The organism is Pseudomonas sp. 2848, assembly GCF_003253945.1.
Classification (GTDB): Bacteria; Pseudomonadota; Gammaproteobacteria; order Pseudomonadales; family Pseudomonadaceae; genus Aquipseudomonas.
Map to the genome: position 1 here is coordinate 149,229 of NZ_QKZD01000002.1, position 17,143 is coordinate 166,371.

General features: G+C 59.7%; 14 protein-coding genes. 5 read left to right on the top strand and 9 right to left on the bottom strand.

Annotation, left to right across the window (positions count from 1 at the left end):
* Window positions 1-2: 2 nt before the first annotated feature.
* The 8 genes from DFS21_RS04615 to rpmH all read right to left on the bottom strand — a co-directional run bounded on the left by DFS21_RS04615 (window position 3) and on the right by rpmH (window position 7,819).
* Entirely contained in the window at window positions 3-794 is a 792-nt protein-coding gene (locus DFS21_RS04615; RefSeq protein ID WP_023628558.1) for a ParA family protein, read from the bottom strand.
* An 18-nt stretch (window positions 795-812) separates the two neighbouring features.
* On the bottom strand, window positions 813-1,463 hold the full coding sequence (gene rsmG, locus DFS21_RS04620) for a 16S rRNA (guanine(527)-N(7))-methyltransferase RsmG (protein WP_110696878.1): 651 nt from the start codon (window positions 1,461-1,463) through the stop codon (window positions 813-815).
* Window positions 1,460-3,352 (bottom strand): tRNA uridine-5-carboxymethylaminomethyl(34) synthesis enzyme MnmG, encoded by a 1,893-nt coding sequence (gene mnmG, locus DFS21_RS04625; protein WP_102683386.1) that lies wholly within the window; start codon window positions 3,350-3,352, stop codon window positions 1,460-1,462. Before mnmG ends, rsmG begins: the two co-directional genes overlap by 4 nt.
* Window positions 3,353-3,889: 537 nt before the next feature.
* Window positions 3,890-5,263, bottom strand: coding sequence for a tRNA uridine-5-carboxymethylaminomethyl(34) synthesis GTPase MnmE (mnmE, locus tag DFS21_RS04630; protein ID WP_111531920.1), 1,374 nt, complete (start codon window positions 5,261-5,263; stop codon window positions 3,890-3,892).
* Window positions 5,264-5,346: 83 nt separating this feature from the next.
* Window positions 5,347-7,029 carry a membrane protein insertase YidC gene (yidC, locus tag DFS21_RS04635; RefSeq protein WP_038707083.1) on the bottom strand — a complete coding sequence of 561 codons (1,683 nt, stop codon included), beginning with the start codon at window positions 7,027-7,029 and terminating at the stop codon, window positions 5,347-5,349.
* 2 nt (window positions 7,030-7,031) lie between these two features.
* Window positions 7,032-7,277, bottom strand: a complete 246-nt coding sequence (yidD, locus tag DFS21_RS04640; protein ID WP_011536514.1) for a membrane protein insertion efficiency factor YidD — start codon at window positions 7,275-7,277, stop codon at window positions 7,032-7,034.
* Complete coding sequence (gene rnpA / locus DFS21_RS04645; RefSeq protein ID WP_102683383.1) at window positions 7,270-7,671, bottom strand: ribonuclease P protein component; 402 nt, start codon at window positions 7,669-7,671, stop codon at window positions 7,270-7,272. Before rnpA ends, yidD begins: the two co-directional genes overlap by 8 nt.
* A 13-nt stretch (window positions 7,672-7,684) precedes the next feature.
* Window positions 7,685-7,819 carry a 50S ribosomal protein L34 gene (gene rpmH, locus DFS21_RS04650; RefSeq protein WP_003253163.1) on the bottom strand — a complete coding sequence of 45 codons (135 nt, stop codon included), beginning with the start codon at window positions 7,817-7,819 and terminating at the stop codon, window positions 7,685-7,687.
* A 594-nt stretch (window positions 7,820-8,413) separates the two neighbouring features.
* Between rpmH and dnaA the strand changes: the two genes are divergently transcribed.
* From dnaA to gyrB, 4 genes are read left to right on the top strand one after another with little or no spacing between them, the layout of a single operon-like run.
* Window positions 8,414-9,940 (top strand): chromosomal replication initiator protein DnaA, encoded by a 1,527-nt coding sequence (gene dnaA / locus DFS21_RS04655; RefSeq protein WP_111531921.1) that lies wholly within the window; start codon window positions 8,414-8,416, stop codon window positions 9,938-9,940.
* 40 nt (window positions 9,941-9,980) lie between these two features.
* A complete protein-coding gene (dnaN, locus tag DFS21_RS04660; RefSeq protein ID WP_102683381.1) occupies window positions 9,981-11,084 on the top strand; it encodes a DNA polymerase III subunit beta in 1,104 nt (367 codons plus the stop codon).
* 15 nt (window positions 11,085-11,099) lie between these two features.
* Entirely contained in the window at window positions 11,100-12,203 is a 1,104-nt protein-coding gene (recF, locus tag DFS21_RS04665) for a DNA replication/repair protein RecF (protein WP_094010826.1), read from the top strand.
* A gap of 4 nt (window positions 12,204-12,207) precedes the next feature.
* Window positions 12,208-14,628, top strand: a complete 2,421-nt coding sequence (gyrB, locus tag DFS21_RS04670; RefSeq protein ID WP_110696882.1) for a DNA topoisomerase (ATP-hydrolyzing) subunit B — start codon at window positions 12,208-12,210, stop codon at window positions 14,626-14,628.
* A 73-nt stretch (window positions 14,629-14,701) separates the two neighbouring features.
* Here the strand turns inward: gyrB and DFS21_RS04675 are convergent, their stop codons facing one another.
* Window positions 14,702-16,003 carry a sigma-54-dependent Fis family transcriptional regulator gene (locus DFS21_RS04675; protein ID WP_111531922.1) on the bottom strand — a complete coding sequence of 434 codons (1,302 nt, stop codon included), beginning with the start codon at window positions 16,001-16,003 and terminating at the stop codon, window positions 14,702-14,704.
* 244 nt (window positions 16,004-16,247) lie between these two features.
* Between DFS21_RS04675 and DFS21_RS04680 the strand changes: the two genes are divergently transcribed.
* Complete coding sequence (locus DFS21_RS04680) at window positions 16,248-17,132, top strand: MBL fold metallo-hydrolase (RefSeq protein ID WP_110696887.1); 885 nt, start codon at window positions 16,248-16,250, stop codon at window positions 17,130-17,132.
* The last annotated feature ends 11 nt before the right edge of the window (window positions 17,133-17,143 follow it).

Consider the following 17,143-nt stretch of genomic DNA (forward strand, 5'->3'; position numbering starts at 1 on the left):
CCTTAAGTTGTTTGTGCAATGCGTGATGGACGGCGCTGACGACGGACCAGTTCCCCGGCCAACGCCAGATACGCCAGCGCGCCACGGGATTGCTTGTCGTAGGCCAGTGCCGGCATGCCGAAGCTCGGCGCCTCCGCCAGGCGGATGTTGCGCGGGATCACCGTGTCGTACAGCTGCTCGCCAAAGTGCTCCTTGAGCTGCGCCGAAACATCGTTGTTCAGGCTCAGACGCGGGTCGTACATGGTCCGCAGCAGGCCTTCGATCTTCAGCTCCGGGTTCAACCGGGCGGCGATGCGCTTGATGTTATCCACAAGGTCGCTCAACCCTTCCAGCGCGTAGTACTCGCACTGCATGGGGATGATCACGCCATCGGAGGCGACCAGCGCATTGAGCGTCAGCATCGACAGCGACGGCGGGCAGTCGATGAGGATGTAGTCGTAGTTCTCGCGGATCGGCGCCAACGCGTTGCGCAGACGGCTCTCCTTCATCTGCATTTCCAGCAGCACCACTTCGGCGGCGGTCAGGTCGCGGTTGGCCGGCAACAGCTGGTAACCACCGTGTTCGGAGTAGTGCATGGCCTGGGCCAGGTCGCATTCCCCGATCAGCAGGTCGTACACCGAATGCTCGAGCTCGTGCTTATCCACACCGCTGCCCATGGTGGCGTTGCCCTGTGGATCGAGGTCGATCAGCAGCACGCGACGCTTGGTCGCGGCCAGCGATGCGGCGAGATTGATGCAGGTGGTGGTCTTGCCCACACCACCCTTCTGGTTCGCGATTGCGAATACCTTAGCCATTGTTGCTCGTGTTCCCAGTCATGCCTTGCGGCGCAGTATCAGCAGATGGCGCTGGCCCTGGCAACCTGGAACGGTCAGGGCCTGCTCGCTTTCCACTGTGAAGTCTGCGGGCAATGCTACCAGTTCATCGGCAGGATGCAGCCCCTTCATTGCAAGCCATTGCGTGCGGCTGTCACCCAGGTGGCGGGTCCAGTTGGTGAAATTCTCCATGCTGCTGAAGGCCCGGGAGACGATCCCGCAGAACGGCTGCTCGGGGTGGACCTCTTCCACCCGGCTGTGGATAACCGTGAGGTTGTCCAGTTTCAGCTCCATCTTCACCTGGGTGAGGAAGCGCGTCTTCTTGCCGTTGCTGTCGAGCACCGTCACCTGCTTGTGCGGATGCAGGATGGCCAGCGGTATGCCCGGCATGCCGCCGCCGCTGCCGACATCCAGCCAACGCTGGGTGTCGTTGTGGATAAACGGCATGACGCTGAGGCTGTCGAGCAAGTGACGCGACACCATCTCGTCGGGGTCGCGCACGGCGGTCAGGTTGTAGGCCTTGTTCCATTTGATCAACAGGGCCAGGTAGCCCAGCAGCAGTTCGTGCTGCTGCGCGGTCAGCTCGACACCAAGCTGACGCGCACCTGTGGACAACTCTTCGGCATGTTGCGGGGTGACCGGGGAACTCAAGCGCTTTGCTCCAATTCGCGGCCTGCGCCGCGTTTTTTCAAGTGAATCAACAACAGGGAAATCGCCGCCGGGGTGACGCCGGGAATACGCGAAGCCTGGCCCAGGGTCTCTGGCCGGGTGTCGCCGAGCTTGCCCTGGATCTCCTTGGACAGCCCGGAGATGGTCGTGTAGTCGATATCCACAGGTAGACGCGTGTCCTCACTGGCGCGCAGGCGGGCAATCTCTTCCTGCTGACGGTCGATGTAGCCGGCGTACTTGGTCCTGATCTCGACCTGCTCGGCGACCTGTGGATCGATGTTCTCGCCGCCGGTTGCCTCGATCAGGCCAGCGTAGTCGATTTCAGGGCGGGCAAGCAGGTTGAGCAGGCTGTACTCATGCGCCAATGGCGTGCCGAACTTATCCACAATGGCCTGGCCTTGCGGCGTGTTCGGGCGCACCCAGGTACTTTTCAGGCGTTGTTCTTCTCGCTCGATGCCTTCGCGTTTGGCGCTGAAGGCCGCCCAGCGCTCATCGTCGATCAAGCCGAGTTCACGGCCCTTCTCGGTCAGGCGCAGGTCGGCGTTGTCTTCGCGCAGGATCAGCCGGTATTCAGCTCGCGAAGTGAACATGCGGTACGGCTCTTGGGTGCCGAGGGTGATCAGGTCGTCGACCAGCACGCCGATGTACGCCTCGTCGCGACGCGGGCACCAGCTTTCACGGCCCTGGGCGCGCAGCGCGGCGTTGGTCCCGGCCAACAGGCCTTGGGCACCGGCTTCTTCGTAGCCGGTGGTGCCGTTGATCTGGCCTGCGAAGAACAGGCCACCGATGACCTTGGTCTCGAGGCTGTACTTCAGGTCGCGTGGATCGAAGTAGTCGTACTCGATGGCATAGCCCGGGCGCACGATGTGGGCGTTCTCCATGCCGCGGATCGAGCGGACGATCTCGAGCTGCACGTCGAACGGCAACGACGTGGAAATACCGTTGGGGTACAGCTCATGGGTGGTCAGGCCTTCCGGCTCGATGAACACCTGGTGGCTTTCCTTGTCGGCGAAGCGATGGATCTTGTCCTCGATCGACGGGCAATAACGCGGGCCGATACCTTCGATTACCCCCGAGTACATCGGCGAACGGTCGAGGTTCGAGGCAATGATCTCGTGTGTACGGGCATTGGTGTGGGTAATCCAGCAGCTCACCTGGCGCGGATGCATGTCGGCGTTGCCCATGAACGACATTACCGGGATCGGTGTATCGCCCGGTTGCTCGGTCATCACCGAGAAGTCCACCGAACGGCCATCGATGCGCGGCGGGGTACCGGTTTTCAGCCGGCCGACACGCAGCGGCAATTCACGCATGCGGTTGGCCAGGGCATTGGCGGGCGGATCGCCCGCGCGGCCACCGGAATAGTTCTGCAAACCGATGTGGATAAGTCCACCGAGGAAAGTCCCGCTGGTCAGTACAACGGAGTCGGCGAAGAACCGCAGGCCCATTTGCGTGACCACGCCCTTGACCTGGTCCTGCTCGACGATCAGGTCATCGCACGACTGCTGGAATATCCACAGGTTGGGCTGGTTTTCCAGGATTTCACGTACCACGGCCTTGTAGATGGCGCGGTCCGCCTGTGCACGGGTGGCGCGTACCGCCGGGCCCTTGCGGTTGTTCAGAACGCGGAACTGGATGCCGCTCTTGTCGGTGGCCAGCGCCATCGCGCCGCCGAGCGCATCGATTTCCTTGACCAGGTGGCTCTTGCCAATGCCACCGATGGCCGGGTTGCAGCTCATGTGACCGAGGGTTTCCACGTTATGGGTCAGCAGCAGGGTTTTCACACCCATGCGTGCGGACGCAAGCGCAGCCTCGGTACCGGCATGGCCGCCGCCGATGACGATCACTTCAAAACGGGAAGGGAAATCCACCACGCACCTCGTGCCTGTTTTTGCGAATAGAGAAGGTAAGCGGACAAGTATAGGGACTTCCCGCCCTTCAAAGAAACCTTCTGAGCAAAATTTGACCAGGCTGTGGATGAGTGGCAGGTAAAAGAAAACAAAGAGGAAAAATTTAAAAAAGCTTTGTTTTTATGTTTATGTTTAGGCACCAACCTATCTGTGCATAAGTCTCTGTAGCCCATACATATCAATGTGTACAGAGAATCAAAACCCTGTGTCGAAGTGGCCCTGGGGGCTCTGGATACCGCTGTTTAACCTGTGGATGAATCATGCTGTTACCCACAGGCAGGTTTGTCCTCAGAAAAAAAGCCTGGTTATCAACGGAGCTGAGGTCGAGTTTTCCACAGAGCTTATCCAGGCGTGCGGGGCGCTGTTGATGAAATTTTTTCCGCGGCGTGTGTCGTCCTTGGTTGCTGGCCTGCTTGCAATGACCGGTACCAACACGAATCGCGGGCAAAAAAAAGCCGCTCCAAAGAGCGGCTTTGTTGCGAATCGAACCCTATGGGATCACTTGCCAATGCAGAAGCTGGAGAAAATCCGGCCCAGCAGGTCATCCGAGCTGAATGCTCCGGTAATTTCACCCAGCACTTGCTGTGCCTGGCGCAGATCCTCTGCAAGCAGCTCACCGGCACCGGCGAGGGTCAGCTGCGCACGGCCATGCCCGAGGTGGGCACTGGCCTGGCGTAGCGCCTCCAGGTGCCGGCGACGAGCGCTGAAGCTGCTTTCGGCGGTTTGTTCATAGCCCATGCAAGCCTTGAGATGCTCACGCAGCAGGTCCAGGCCCATGTCGTTGTCCCGGGCGCTGAGGGTGATGGTGACGTGCCCATCGTCGCTTTGCTCCAGGCCCACGACCTCACCACTGAGATCCGCCTTGTTGCGAATGAGGGTGACCTTGGCCACGTCGGGGCGCTGATCGAGAAACTCTGGCCACAAGGCAAACGGATCGCTGGCTTCCGGTGCCGTCGAATCGACCACCAGGAGCACACGGTCGGCCTCGGCGATGGCCTTGAGCGCTCGTTCCACACCGATCTTTTCCACATGGTCATCGGTGTCGCGCAAGCCTGCGGTGTCGACCACATGCAGCGGCATGCCGTCGATGTGGATATGTTCGCGGAGGATATCCCGGGTGGTGCCGGCGATATCGGTGACAATTGCCGCTTCACGCCCGGCCAACTGGTTGAGCAGGCTCGACTTGCCGGCGTTCGGCCGGCCTGCGATGACCACGGTCATGCCATCGCGAAGCAACGCGCCTTGCCCCGCTTCGCGCTGAACTGTGGATAACGTGTCACGCACCTCATCGAGCATGCGCAGCACATGGCCATCGGCAAGAAAGTCGATCTCTTCCTCTGGGAAGTCGATGGCGGCTTCGACATAGATGCGCAGGGCGATCAGAGCTTCGGTGAGGCCATGCACACGCTTGGAGAATGCCCCCTGCAGGGAACGCAAGGCATTGCGCGCAGCCTGCGTGGAGCTGGCTTCGATCAGGTCGGCGATTGCCTCGGCCTGGGCCAGGTCGAGCTTGTCGTTGAGGAACGCTCGCTCGCTGAATTCGCCTGGACGTGCCAGTCGGCAACCGAGCTGCAGGCAACGTTGCAGCAGCATGTCCATGACTACCGGGCCGCCGTGGCCCTGCAGCTCCAGCACATCTTCGCCGGTGAACGAGTTCGGCCCTGGGAAGAACAGTGCGATCCCTTCATCCAGCACCAGGCCATCGTCATCGCGGAACGGGCCGTAATGGGCATGCCGCGGGGTCAGCGTATTGCGCCCGGTGATGATTTGCCCGGCCTGGTGGGCCAGCGGGCCGGACAATCTGACGATGCCTACCCCGCCACGGCCCTGGGCGGTGGCGATGGCGGCAATGGTTTCACGCACTGTGTTCATGCTCGAACCTCTACAACGAATACGACAGATAGCAAAAACGCCCCAGGGGGGCGTTTTTGTTCACAGGCTAGCGTAGCAGCCCGTCAAGCGGCTGCGTTCTTGGTCGCAGCCTCGATACGACGAGTGATGTACCACTGCTGTCCGATCGACAGGCAGTTGTTCACAACCCAGTACAGCACCAGACCAGCCGGGAACCACAGGAAGAAGAAGGTGAAGATGATCGGCATCATTTTCATTACCTTCGCCTGCATAGGATCGGGCGGGGTCGGGTTCAGGCGCTGCTGGATGAACATGGTGGCACCCATGATGATCGGCAGGATGAAGAACGGATCCTTGATCGACAGGTCGGTGATCCACAGCATCCACGGGGCCTGGCGCATCTCGACACTTTCCAGCAGCACCCAGTACAGGGCCAGGAACACCGGCATTTGCACCAGGATCGGCAGACAGCCGCCCAGCGGATTGATCTTCTCTTTCTTGTACAGCTCCATCATCGCCTGGGACATCTTCTGGCGATCGTCACCGAAGCGTTCCTTGAGCTGGGCCAGTTTTGGCGCCACGGCACGCATGCGCGCCATCGAGCGGTAGCTGGCGGCCGACAGCGGGAAGAACAGGCCCTTGATCAACATGGTCAGGACGATGATCGACCAGCCCCAGTTGCCCAGCAGGCTGTGGATATGTTGCAGCAGCCAGAAGATCGGCTGGGCGATGAACCACAGGAAGCCATAGTCGACAGTCAGCTCCAGGCCTGGGGACAACTCCTTGAGCTTGGACTGGATCTTCGGGCCGGCATACAGCATGGCGCTGGTTTCGACCTTGCCGCCGGCAGGGACGTTAAGCGCCGGGCCGGTATAGCCGATGATGTAGTTGCCCTGGCTGTCCTTGCGGGTCTGGACGGCGTTGTTGTCCGAGTGGGTCGGGATCCAGGCCGTCACGAAGTAGTGCTGCAGCCAGGCGACCCAGCCGCCGGTCACATTTTCTTTCAAACTACCCTTGTCGATGTCTTTCATCGACACTTTCTTGTACGGCTCGGAAGCTGTCCACAGGGCCGCGCCCAGGTAGGTGGCGGTACCGGTGGCGGTGCTCGACGACGGGTCGGAGCTGGCGTCACGCTTGAGCTGGGCAAACATGTTGCCGGTCCAGGCCTGGCTGCTCTGGTTGTCGATCAGGTAGCTGACGGTCAGGTCATACTCACCGCGCTTGAAGCTGAAGCGCTTGATGTAGTTGACGCCGTTCTCGCTGAACTTCAGATCGACCGACAGTTGGTCCTGGCCGTCGGCCAACTGGAAGCTCTTCTGCTCTGCGGCGTATAGCGGGCGACCAGTGGAACGGGCGTCCGGACCGTTGGCGCCGGTCAGGCCACTCTGGGCCAGATACACACGTTCACCACCGTTGTCGAACAGCTGGAACGGAATATCCGGATGATCCTGGCGACGTGGATACTTCGGCAGGGTCAGTTGGACGATGTCACCACCGACCGGGTCGATAGCCAGGTCCAGGACGTCGGTCTTGATCCGGATCAGGTCCTTGCTGAGCGCCACAGGCGCCAGTTCGGCTGGGCTGGATTCAGCATTGGCGCTCGGCACATCGGCGCTTGCACCGGAGTTGCCAGCCGGCACGGTGTCCGGCAGGGCCGGGGCAGCATTGCTGGCAGCAGCATTCTGAGTCGGCAGGGCAGCCTGGCCGTAGTCCTGGTTCCACTTGAGGACCATGACATAGGACACGATTGCCAGGGCGACGATCAGGATCGTGCGTTTAATATCCATGATTACTCGGCTATCGAAGAAGTTCGGGAGGAAGGAGCTGGTGGAACGGGATCGAAACCGCCGTCGTTCCACGGATGACAACGCCCCAGGCGACGAACGGCCAGCCACCCACCACGCAAGAGGCCATGGTTTTCAATGGCTTCATAGGCGTAACAGGAACAGCTGGGATAGAAACGACAGTGACTGGCCATCAGTGGACTGATGGCGTAACGGTAAAACTGGATCGGAACGAGGGCCAGTTTACGCATCGTGACTGTCTACCCCTGCGGAATTGGCGACCGCTGGAGAGGGCCGACTGCGGACCAGTCGCTTCCAGAGCTTGCCAAAGTGTTGGTGCAATTCTGGGTTTTCCACTTCGCCCAACCCCTTGCGCGCGACGATCACGATGTCCAGGCCAGCCAACAGCTGCTGGTTCAGGCGAAACGAATCGCGCATCAGGCGTTTCAGGCGATTGCGTTGAACGGCGAGCTTGACGCTCTTCTTGCCGATCACCAGGCCTAGGCGCGGATGATCGAGGCCGTTCTCGCGGGCAAGGATAAGCAGGTTTTTCCCTGGAACCTTGCCGGTTGGGGAGTCGAAGACCGCTTTGAAATGCCGGGGTGTAAGCAGTCGCTTTTCCCGACTGAAGTCCTGACTCACCACCTGTGCCGAAAAATCAAATTGCCAGACGCTTACGGCCTTTGGCACGGCGACGCGACAGAACGGCACGGCCGTTCTTGGTAGCCATACGGGCACGGAAACCGTGGGTGCGGGCGCGCTTGATGGTGCTTGGTTGGAAAGTACGTTTCATGGCGTGTTACCTGGGTTGGTCGACAACGGGCCGGAAGGGCCCCCTTTTTAAGAGATCGGCGATTCTAGAGAAAGCAAGGCAATAGGTCAATTTCCAACCAGCCATTCCTTATGGAAGGTCGAATCAGGGTAGATCGAATCTCCCTCGAACGATGGCCGTTTGCCCGCGTGGACAAAACGCAGGCAAACAGAAAAAACAAAGAGGCATATAAAAAGCTTTTTTGAAGAACTTATAGATCTTAGCTGGGCAACCTTCTGTGGATAAGTGACTCAAGGTCACGTTTTACGAGCTGTACAGAGATCCACAACCTTGTCGGTAAAGGGTGCTCTGACTGTGCGGGCCATGAGGACAACCTGTGGAGTGAATGGCTGTTTATCCACAGAGGGTTTATCCACAGACCTCAACCCTGAGTTGTGCATAGCCCACAGGTGCGCTTATCCACAGGGCTTATCAACACTGCTTGCGTTATGTAAACGTCAGTTTTTGGCGGTTTTACCGTGATCGCGATCGCCACCACGTGTGGATAACTGGTCGCCTGCCCGGTACAATGGCGGTTTGTTTTGCCTCATCCGGCTTTCAACTCAGGGGATATCCGTGTCAGTGGAACTTTGGCAGCAGTGCGTGGAGCTTCTGCGCGATGAACTGCCTGCCCAGCAATTCAACACCTGGATCCGTCCGCTACAGGTCGAAGCCGAAGGCGACGAGTTGCGCGTCTATGCGCCCAACCGCTTCGTGCTTGATTGGGTCAACGAGAAGTACCTTGGCCGCCTGCTCGAACTGCTGGGTGAACAGGGCAGCGGCATTGCTCCCGCGCTTTCCTTGTTGATAGGCAGCCGTCGCAGTTCCGCAGCGCGTGCTGCCCCCAACGCACCTGTCAGCGCCGCCGTTGCCGCAACCCTTGCGCAGCAGACGCAGGTGCAGCCTTCGGTGGCTGCGGTTCAGCATGCGAACACGCCAGCGGTCGAGCCAACTCAGGCCGCCGAGGTCGAAGAGCCCTCGAGCCGCGACAGCTTCGACAGCATGAGCGACACCAGCACGGCCCCGAAGGCCAACGGGCGTACCGAGCAGCGCACGGTGCAGGTCGAAGGTGCCTTGAAGCACACCAGCTACCTGAACCGTACCTTCACCTTCGAGACCTTCGTCGAGGGTAAATCCAACCAGCTGGCCCGCGCCGCGGCCTGGCAGGTCGCCGACAACCCCAAGCATGGTTACAACCCGCTCTTCCTTTATGGGGGCGTGGGCCTGGGTAAGACCCACTTGATGCACGCTGTGGGTAACCACCTGCTGAAAAAGAATCCGAATGCCAAGGTGGTCTACCTGCATTCCGAGCGCTTCGTGGCCGACATGGTCAAGGCGCTGCAACTGAACGCAATCAATGAGTTCAAGCGTTTCTACCGCTCGGTCGATGCGCTGTTGATCGATGACATTCAGTTCTTCGCCCGCAAGGAGCGCTCGCAGGAAGAGTTTTTCCACACCTTCAACGCCCTGCTCGAAGGTGGCCAGCAGGTGATCCTCACCAGTGACCGCTACCCGAAGGAAATCGAAGGCCTGGAAGAGCGCCTGAAGTCGCGTTTCGGCTGGGGGCTGACGGTCGCCGTCGAGCCACCGGAGCTGGAAACCCGTGTGGCCATCCTTATGAAGAAGGCCGACCAAGCCAAGGTCGAGTTGCCGCACGATGCCGCCTTCTTCATCGCCCAGCGTATCCGCTCCAATGTGCGTGAACTGGAAGGCGCCCTGAAACGGGTGATTGCCCACTCGCACTTCATGGGCCGCGACATCACCATCGAGCTGATCCGCGAGTCGCTCAAGGACTTGTTGGCGCTGCAGGACAAGCTGGTCAGTGTGGATAACATCCAGCGCACGGTGGCCGAGTACTACAAGATCAAGATCTCCGATCTGTTGTCCAAGCGTCGCTCGCGCTCGGTGGCGCGGCCAAGGCAGGTAGCGATGGCGTTGTCGAAAGAGTTGACCAACCACAGTCTGCCGGAGATCGGCGACATGTTCGGCGGTCGTGACCACACCACCGTGTTGCACGCTTGCCGCAAGATCAATGAATTGAAGGAATCCGACGCGGACATCCGCGAGGACTACAAGAACCTGCTGCGTACGCTGACGACCTGATGACCGTCTGCGCAGCTATTTGAAGGCAAGGGACTAGACCATGCATTTCACCATTCAACGCGAAGCCCTGTTGAAACCCCTGCAACTGGTCGCAGGCGTCGTCGAGCGCCGCCAGACCTTGCCGGTTCTGTCCAACGTCCTGCTGGTCGTGCAAGGCCAGCAGCTGTCGTTGACCGGTACCGACCTGGAAGTCGAACTGGTTGGCCGCGTACAGCTGGAAGAACCGGCTGAACCGGGCGAGATCACCGTCCCGGCGCGCAAGCTGATGGACATCTGCAAGAGCCTGCCCAGTGATGTGCTGATCGACATCAAGGTCGACGAGCAGAAGTTGCTGGTCAAGGCCGGTCGCAGCCGTTTCACCCTTTCCACTTTGCCGGCCAATGACTTCCCGACCGTGGAAGAAGGCCCAGGCTCGCTGACCTGCCAGCTTGAGCAGAGCAAACTGCGCCGCCTGATCGAGCGCACCAGCTTCGCCATGGCCCAGCAGGACGTGCGCTACTACCTCAACGGCATGCTACTGGAAGTATCCCCCGGCACCTTGCGTGCCGTGGCCACCGATGGCCATCGCCTGGCGCTGTGCGCCATGCAGGCACCGATCGACCAAGCTGATCGTCATCAGGTCATCGTGCCGCGCAAAGGTATCCTGGAACTGGCGCGCCTGCTGACAGACCCGGAAGGCATGGTCAGCATCGTTCTGGGCCAGCATCACATTCGTGCCACCACCGGTGAATTCACTTTCACCTCCAAGCTGGTGGACGGCAAGTTCCCGGACTACGAGCGCGTTCTGCCTAAAGGTGGCGACAAGCTGGTGATCGGCGACCGTCAGGCACTGCGCGAAGCGTTCAGCCGCACCGCGATCCTGTCCAACGAGAAGTACCGCGGCATTCGCCTGCAACTGGCCGCTGGCCAACTGAAAATCCAGGCCAACAACCCGGAACAGGAAGAAGCGGAAGAAGAGATCAGCGTCGACTACAACGGCAGCTCGTTGGAGATCGGTTTCAACGTCAGCTACCTGCTGGACGTGCTGGGTGTGATGACCACAGAGCAAGTTCGCCTGATTCTGTCGGACTCCAACAGCAGCGCCCTGTTGCAGGAAGCCGGCAATGACGACTCGTCCTACGTTGTCATGCCGATGCGTCTGTAACCCGTAGCAGGCGACATGTCCCTTCGACGTCTCTCGGTCACCGCGGTGCGCAACCTGCACCCGGTGACCCTCTCACCCTCCCCTCGCATCAACATCCTTTACGGCGCCAACGGCAGCGGCAAGACCAGCGTGCTCGAAGCTGTGCATCTGCTCGGTCTTGCGCGCTCATTCCGCAGCACCCGGCTGAACCCGGTGATCCAGTACGACCAGCCGACCTGCACGGTGTTCGGCCAGGTTGAATTGGCCGAGGGCGGTATGAGCAACCTTGGTGTGTCGCGGGAGCGCCAGGGGGACTTCACCATTCGCATCGATGGACAGAACGCGCGCAGCGCCGCGCAACTGGCAGAGATGCTGCCGTTGCAGTTGATCAACCCAGACAGTTTCCGGCTGCTCGAAGGTGCGCCAAAAGTGCGCCGGCAGTTCCTCGATTGGGGCGTGTTCCACGTGGAACCCCGCTTCATGGCTACCTGGCAGCGCCTGCAGAAGGCCCTGCGGCAGCGGAACTCATGGCTGCGGCATGGTACACTGGACGCCGTTTCGCAAGCCGCCTGGGATCGAGAGTTATGTCTCGCCAGTGCGGAGATAGATGAATACCGTCGCAACTATATCAAGGCCTTGAAGCCTGTCTTCGAGCAGACCCTGAGCGAACTGGTCGAACTGGACGGGCTGACCCTGAGCTATTACCGAGGCTGGGACAAGGACCGGGAACTCAATGAAGTTCTCGCCGCCTCCCTGCTTCGCGATCAGCAGATGGGCCACACCCAGGCCGGGCCACAGCGTGCTGATCTGCGCCTTCGATTGGGCGCGAACAATGCGGCCGACATTCTTTCGCGTGGGCAGCAGAAGTTGGTGGTCTGCGCCCTGCGCATTGCACAGGGGCACCTGGTCAGCCAGGTTCGTCGCGGTCAGTGTATTTATCTGGTGGATGACTTGCCGTCCGAGCTGGACGAGCAGCACCGCCGCGCCCTGTGCCGCTTGCTTGAAGAATTGAACTGCCAGGTGTTCATCACCTGTGTAGACCACGAATTTCTGAGGGAAGGCTGGCAGACGGAAACGCCAGTTGCCTTGTTCCACGTGGAACAAGGCCGTATCACCCAGACCCACGACCATCGGGAGTGAAGGCATGAGCGAAAATCAAACGTACGACTCCTCCAGCATTAAAGTGCTGAAAGGGCTGGATGCCGTACGCAAACGTCCCGGCATGTACATTGGCGACACCGATGACGGCAGCGGCCTGCACCACATGGTGTTCGAGGTGGTCGACAACTCGATCGACGAAGCCCTGGCCGGGCATTGCGATGACATTACCGTCATCATTCATCCGGACGAATCCATCAGCGTTCGTGACAACGGCCGTGGTATTCCGGTCGATGTGCATAAAGAAGAAGGCGTTTCGGCAGCAGAGGTCATCATGACCGTGCTGCACGCCGGCGGTAAGTTCGATGACAACTCCTACAAGGTGTCCGGCGGTCTGCACGGTGTAGGTGTCTCGGTAGTGAATGCTTTGTCGGAGCAGCTGGTGCTCACCGTTCGTCGTAGCGGTAAGATCTGGGAACAGACCTACGTCCATGGCGTGCCCCAAGCGCCTATGGCGGTGGTGGGTGACAGCGAAACCACCGGTACCCACATTCACTTCAAACCTTCGGCTGAAACTTTCAAGAACATCCACTTCAGCTGGGACATCCTCGCCAAGCGTATCCGCGAGCTGTCGTTCCTGAACTCCGGCGTCGGTATCCTGTTGAAGGATGAGCGCAGCGGCAAGGAAGAGTTCTTCAAGTACGAGGGTGGCCTGCGTGCTTTCGTTGAGTACCTGAATACCAACAAGACGCCGGTCAACTCCCAGGTCTTCCACTTCAACGTCCAGCGTGAAGATGGCGTGGGTGTTGAAATTGCCCTGCAGTGGAACGACAGCTTCAACGAAAACCTGCTGTGCTTCACCAACAACATTCCCCAGCGCGATGGTGGTACCCACCTGGTCGGCTTCCGCTCCTCGCTTACCCGTAGCCTGAACAGCTATATCGAGCAGGAAGGCCTGGCGAAAAAGAACAAGGTTGCCACCACCGGTGACGACGCTCGCGAAGGCTTGACCGCGATCATTTCGGTCAAGGTGCCGGATCCGAAGTTCAGCTCGCAGACCAAGGACAAGCTGGTTTCCTCGGAGGTGAAGACCGCCGTGGAACAGGAGATGAACAAGTACTTCGCCGACTTCCTGTTGGAAAACCCCAACGAGGCCAAGGCCGTGGTCGGCAAAATGATCGATGCCGCACGTGCCCGTGAAGCGGCGCGTAAAGCACGCGAGATGACTCGTCGTAAAGGTGCCTTGGATATCGCTGGTCTGCCGGGCAAACTGGCCGACTGCCAGGAGAAAGACCCTGCCCTTTCCGAACTGTACCTGGTGGAGGGTGACTCCGCGGGTGGTTCGGCCAAGCAAGGCCGCAACCGTCGCACTCAGGCGATCCTGCCGCTGAAGGGTAAGATCCTCAACGTCGAGAAGGCACGCTTCGACAAGATGATCTCCTCGCAGGAGGTTGGCACGCTGATCACCGCACTGGGCTGTGGCATCGGGCGCGAAGAGTACAACATCGACAAGCTGCGCTATCACAACATCATCATCATGACCGATGCTGACGTCGACGGTTCGCACATCCGTACCCTGCTGCTGACCTTCTTCTTCCGCCAACTGCCGGAGCTGGTCGAGCGTGGCTACATCTACATCGCTCAGCCACCGCTGTACAAGGTGAAGAAAGGCAAGCAGGAGCAGTACATCAAGGACGATGAGGCCATGGAAGAATACATGACCCAATCGGCCCTGGAAGATGCCAGCCTGCACCTGGATGAAGCAGCGCCAGCGGTCTCTGGTGTTCAGCTACAGGCACTGGTCAACGAGTTCCGCGGTGTGATGAAAACGCTGAAGCGTCTGTCGCGCCTGTATCCGGAAGAGCTGACCGAGAACTTCATCTACCTGCCAAAAGTTACCGTCGAGCAATTGGCTGACAAGGCGCAGATGGATGATTGGCTCAAGGCGTTCCAGCAGCGCCTGGACAACAGCCAGCGTTCTGGTTTGGCCTACAAGGCTGACTTGCACGAGGACAAGGAACGTAATATCTGGCTGCCGGTGGTGGAAACCACCTCCCACGGCTTGGCCAGCTACGTCACTTTCAACCGTGATTTCTTCGGCAGCAATGACTACCGCAGCGTCGTCGCCCTCGGCGAAAAACTCGGTACGTTGTTGGGTGAAGGTGCATACGTTCAGCGCGGTGAGCGCCGCAAGGCGGTCACCGAGTTCAAGGAAGCCCTCGACTGGCTGATGAACGAGAGCACCAAGCGCCACACCATCCAGCGATACAAAGGGCTGGGTGAGATGAACCCGGACCAGCTGTGGGAAACCACCATGGACCCGACTGTGCGCCGCATGCTCAAGGTAACCATCGAGGACGCCATCGCCGCCGACCAACTGTTCAACACCTTGATGGGTGATGCAGTCGAGCCGCGTCGCGACTTCATCGAAAGTAACGCGCTGTCGGTGTCGAACCTGGACTTCTGATAAGCGGGCAGTAACAGAAAGCCAATCCCCAGGGATTGGCTTTTTTTTGCCTTCACGAATGTTCCACGTGGAACTACGAAATCCCCAAGGCCTTCAGTCGACGGTACAACGTACGCTCACTCATCCCAAGATGTTCAGCCAACTCACTTCGAGAACCGTTAAAGGTTTCCAAGGCATGGGCCAGATCCGCCATCTTGTTCCTTCCGCGTCTCGGGTTAACAGACTGCGTTGTAGTCGAATGGATCTCCTCCGGGAGATGCTCCGGGCGAATAAGTCCATCATCAGCAAACAATCGCGCCCGCTCTAGTATGTTTCTGAGCTCGCGAATGTTGCCTGGGAAGGTATGAAGAACGAGGCGCTCGAGTGCCTCGGGGCTAACCTTGGGCGCGTGTTTTCCGGCCATGCGTTGCAACAGGCTCTCACAGAGCAACGGCAAATCCTCGGCTCGCTCACGTAGTGACGGCAGGCGAATCGGGAATCCGCTGATGCGGTAATACAGGTCTTCCCGGAACGTCCCTTCGGCGGCCATCTCTTTCAATGGCTTGTGCGTAGCGGAGACCAGACGGAAGTCTGAATGGACCGTGCGAGTACTGCCGACCGGACGGAAGCTTCCGGACTCGATCAGACGTAGCAACTTCACCTGCATGGCCAGCGGCACCTCACCGATTTCGTCGAGGAACAAGGTTCCACCGTGAGCCGCTTCTGCCAGGCCGATCTTGCGCTGAGTCGCGCCGGTGAAGGCACCCTTCTCATAGCCGAACAGTTCACTTTCGAACAGCGACTCGGTCAGCCCGGTGCAGTCCACCACAACCAAAGGGCCATTGGCTCGGGGGCTGCCAAGGTGTAATGCCCGGGCGAACAGCTCCTTGCCTGTCCCGGATTCACCCTGGAGTAAGACCGGGATCTGCGCGGGGGCGGCACGTTGCAGACTGGAAACGGCGCTCTTGAAGGACGGAGCCCGGCCAACCAAACCTTGTTGTTGAGGTTGTGCCGATGCCAGGGTGACGCTGGTCAGCCGCTCGACGAACGCCACCACCCTGCCCTCGTCGTCGAGGATCGGACGCAGTTCGACATCCACATGTTCCGGCCCGCGTGGTGTGTGATGGATGTGCAGGACGCGCTCGGGCACCTTGCTGTCCAGCGATTTTCGCAGCGGGCAGTGCTCACCCGCCTGGTCACAGGGAACGGCGTAGTGATGGGAAACCCGATGACACTTATCGCCGATTGGCGCGTGTTCCTCGTTGCCGAACTGGCGACGGTAGGCGGCGTTGGCGGCGAGTATGTTGTAGTCGGTGTCCAGCACGATGCTGGGTAGCACATCGTGTTCAAGGTAGGACACCAGCGCGATGATCGCGGGATGGGAAGCGGCTAGCATGACAGCACCAGATGAAGGACCTGGCGAGCGTAGCAAGGACTGCCAATCACTGCCATCGGCTGACAGTCGACTGCCAGGAACTGTCACCTTTGGGTTGCTGGAATGACGGCTGCTGCGCGCCCTTCGCGGCACGAGACCGTTCCTGCAGGGGGAAGGCGTCTATCTGAAAGGCTGGCATGCATCTTGATAAAGCACCTTCAACTGCCTATGCCTTCAAGGAGGCTTGGGACAACTGGAGAGTGCAATGATCATCGGCAACAACCTTCACGTCGAAGAGTTCTTCGACAAGGCGACCTGGACCATCAGCTACCTGGTCATGGATGACGAGACGCGGCAATGCGCGCTGATCGACAGCGTGCTGGATTACGACCCCAAGTCCGGGCGTACCTGCACCGATTCGGCGGACAAGCTGATCGCACGCGTCGAGGAGCTGGATGCCAAGGTGCAATGGATCCTGGATACCCATGTGCACGCCGACCATCTGTCTGCGGCGGCCTACCTCAAGGCCCGGCTGGGCGGCAGCATCGCGATCGGTGCGCAGATCACTCAGGTACAGAAAGTCTTCGGCACCCTGTTCAACGCCGAGCCGGGCTTTGCTCGCGACGGCAGCCAGTTCGACGTTCTGTTCGAAGATGAAGAAGGATTCCGCATTGGCAATCTGCATGCCCGTGCCCTGCACACCCCTGGGCATACCCCAGCGTGCATGAGCTATATGATCGAGGATGCGGGTGAGACCGCCGTGTTCGTCGGCGACACCTTGTTCACTCCTGACTATGGCACCGCCCGTTGCGACTTCCCGGGCGCTAGCGCAAGAACCCTGTACAAGTCGATCCGTCGCCTGCTCGCCTTCCCGGACCAGACCCGGCTGTTCATGTGCCACGACTACCTGCCTGGTGGCCGTGAGCTGTGCTTCGTCACCACCGTGGCCGAGCAACGCGCCGACAACATCCATATTCATCAAGGGGTCAGCGAAGACAGTTTCGTACAGATGCGCGAAGCCCGTGACAAGACCCTCGACATGCCCGTGCTGATCTTGCCCTCGGTGCAGATCAACATGCGCAGTGGGCAATTCCCCGAACCTGAAGAAAACGGTGTGAGCTACCTGAAGATCCCGCTGAACAAGCTGTAAGCCACGCCGTA

What these genes read in the sequence shown, in the direction of transcription:
- yidC (WP_038707083.1), bottom strand. Translation starts at nt 7,029, where the DNA reads ATGGATATTAAACGCACGATCCTGATCGTCGCCCTGGCAATCGTGTCC.
- DFS21_RS04615 (WP_023628558.1), bottom strand. Translation starts at nt 794, where the DNA reads ATGGCTAAGGTATTCGCAATCGCGAACCAGAAGGGTGGTGTGGGCAAG.
- gyrB (WP_110696882.1), top strand. Translation starts at nt 12,208, where the DNA reads ATGAGCGAAAATCAAACGTACGACTCCTCCAGCATTAAAGTGCTGAAA.
- dnaN (WP_102683381.1), top strand. Translation starts at nt 9,981, where the DNA reads ATGCATTTCACCATTCAACGCGAAGCCCTGTTGAAACCCCTGCAACTG.
- rpmH (WP_003253163.1), bottom strand. Translation starts at nt 7,819, where the DNA reads ATGAAACGTACTTTCCAACCAAGCACCATCAAGCGCGCCCGCACCCAC.
- mnmE (WP_111531920.1), bottom strand. Translation starts at nt 5,263, where the DNA reads ATGAACACAGTGCGTGAAACCATTGCCGCCATCGCCACCGCCCAGGGC.
- recF (WP_094010826.1), top strand. Translation starts at nt 11,100, where the DNA reads ATGTCCCTTCGACGTCTCTCGGTCACCGCGGTGCGCAACCTGCACCCG.
- DFS21_RS04675 (WP_111531922.1), bottom strand. Translation starts at nt 16,003, where the DNA reads ATGCTAGCCGCTTCCCATCCCGCGATCATCGCGCTGGTGTCCTACCTT.
- DFS21_RS04680 (WP_110696887.1), top strand. Translation starts at nt 16,248, where the DNA reads ATGATCATCGGCAACAACCTTCACGTCGAAGAGTTCTTCGACAAGGCG.
- yidD (WP_011536514.1), bottom strand. Translation starts at nt 7,277, where the DNA reads ATGCGTAAACTGGCCCTCGTTCCGATCCAGTTTTACCGTTACGCCATC.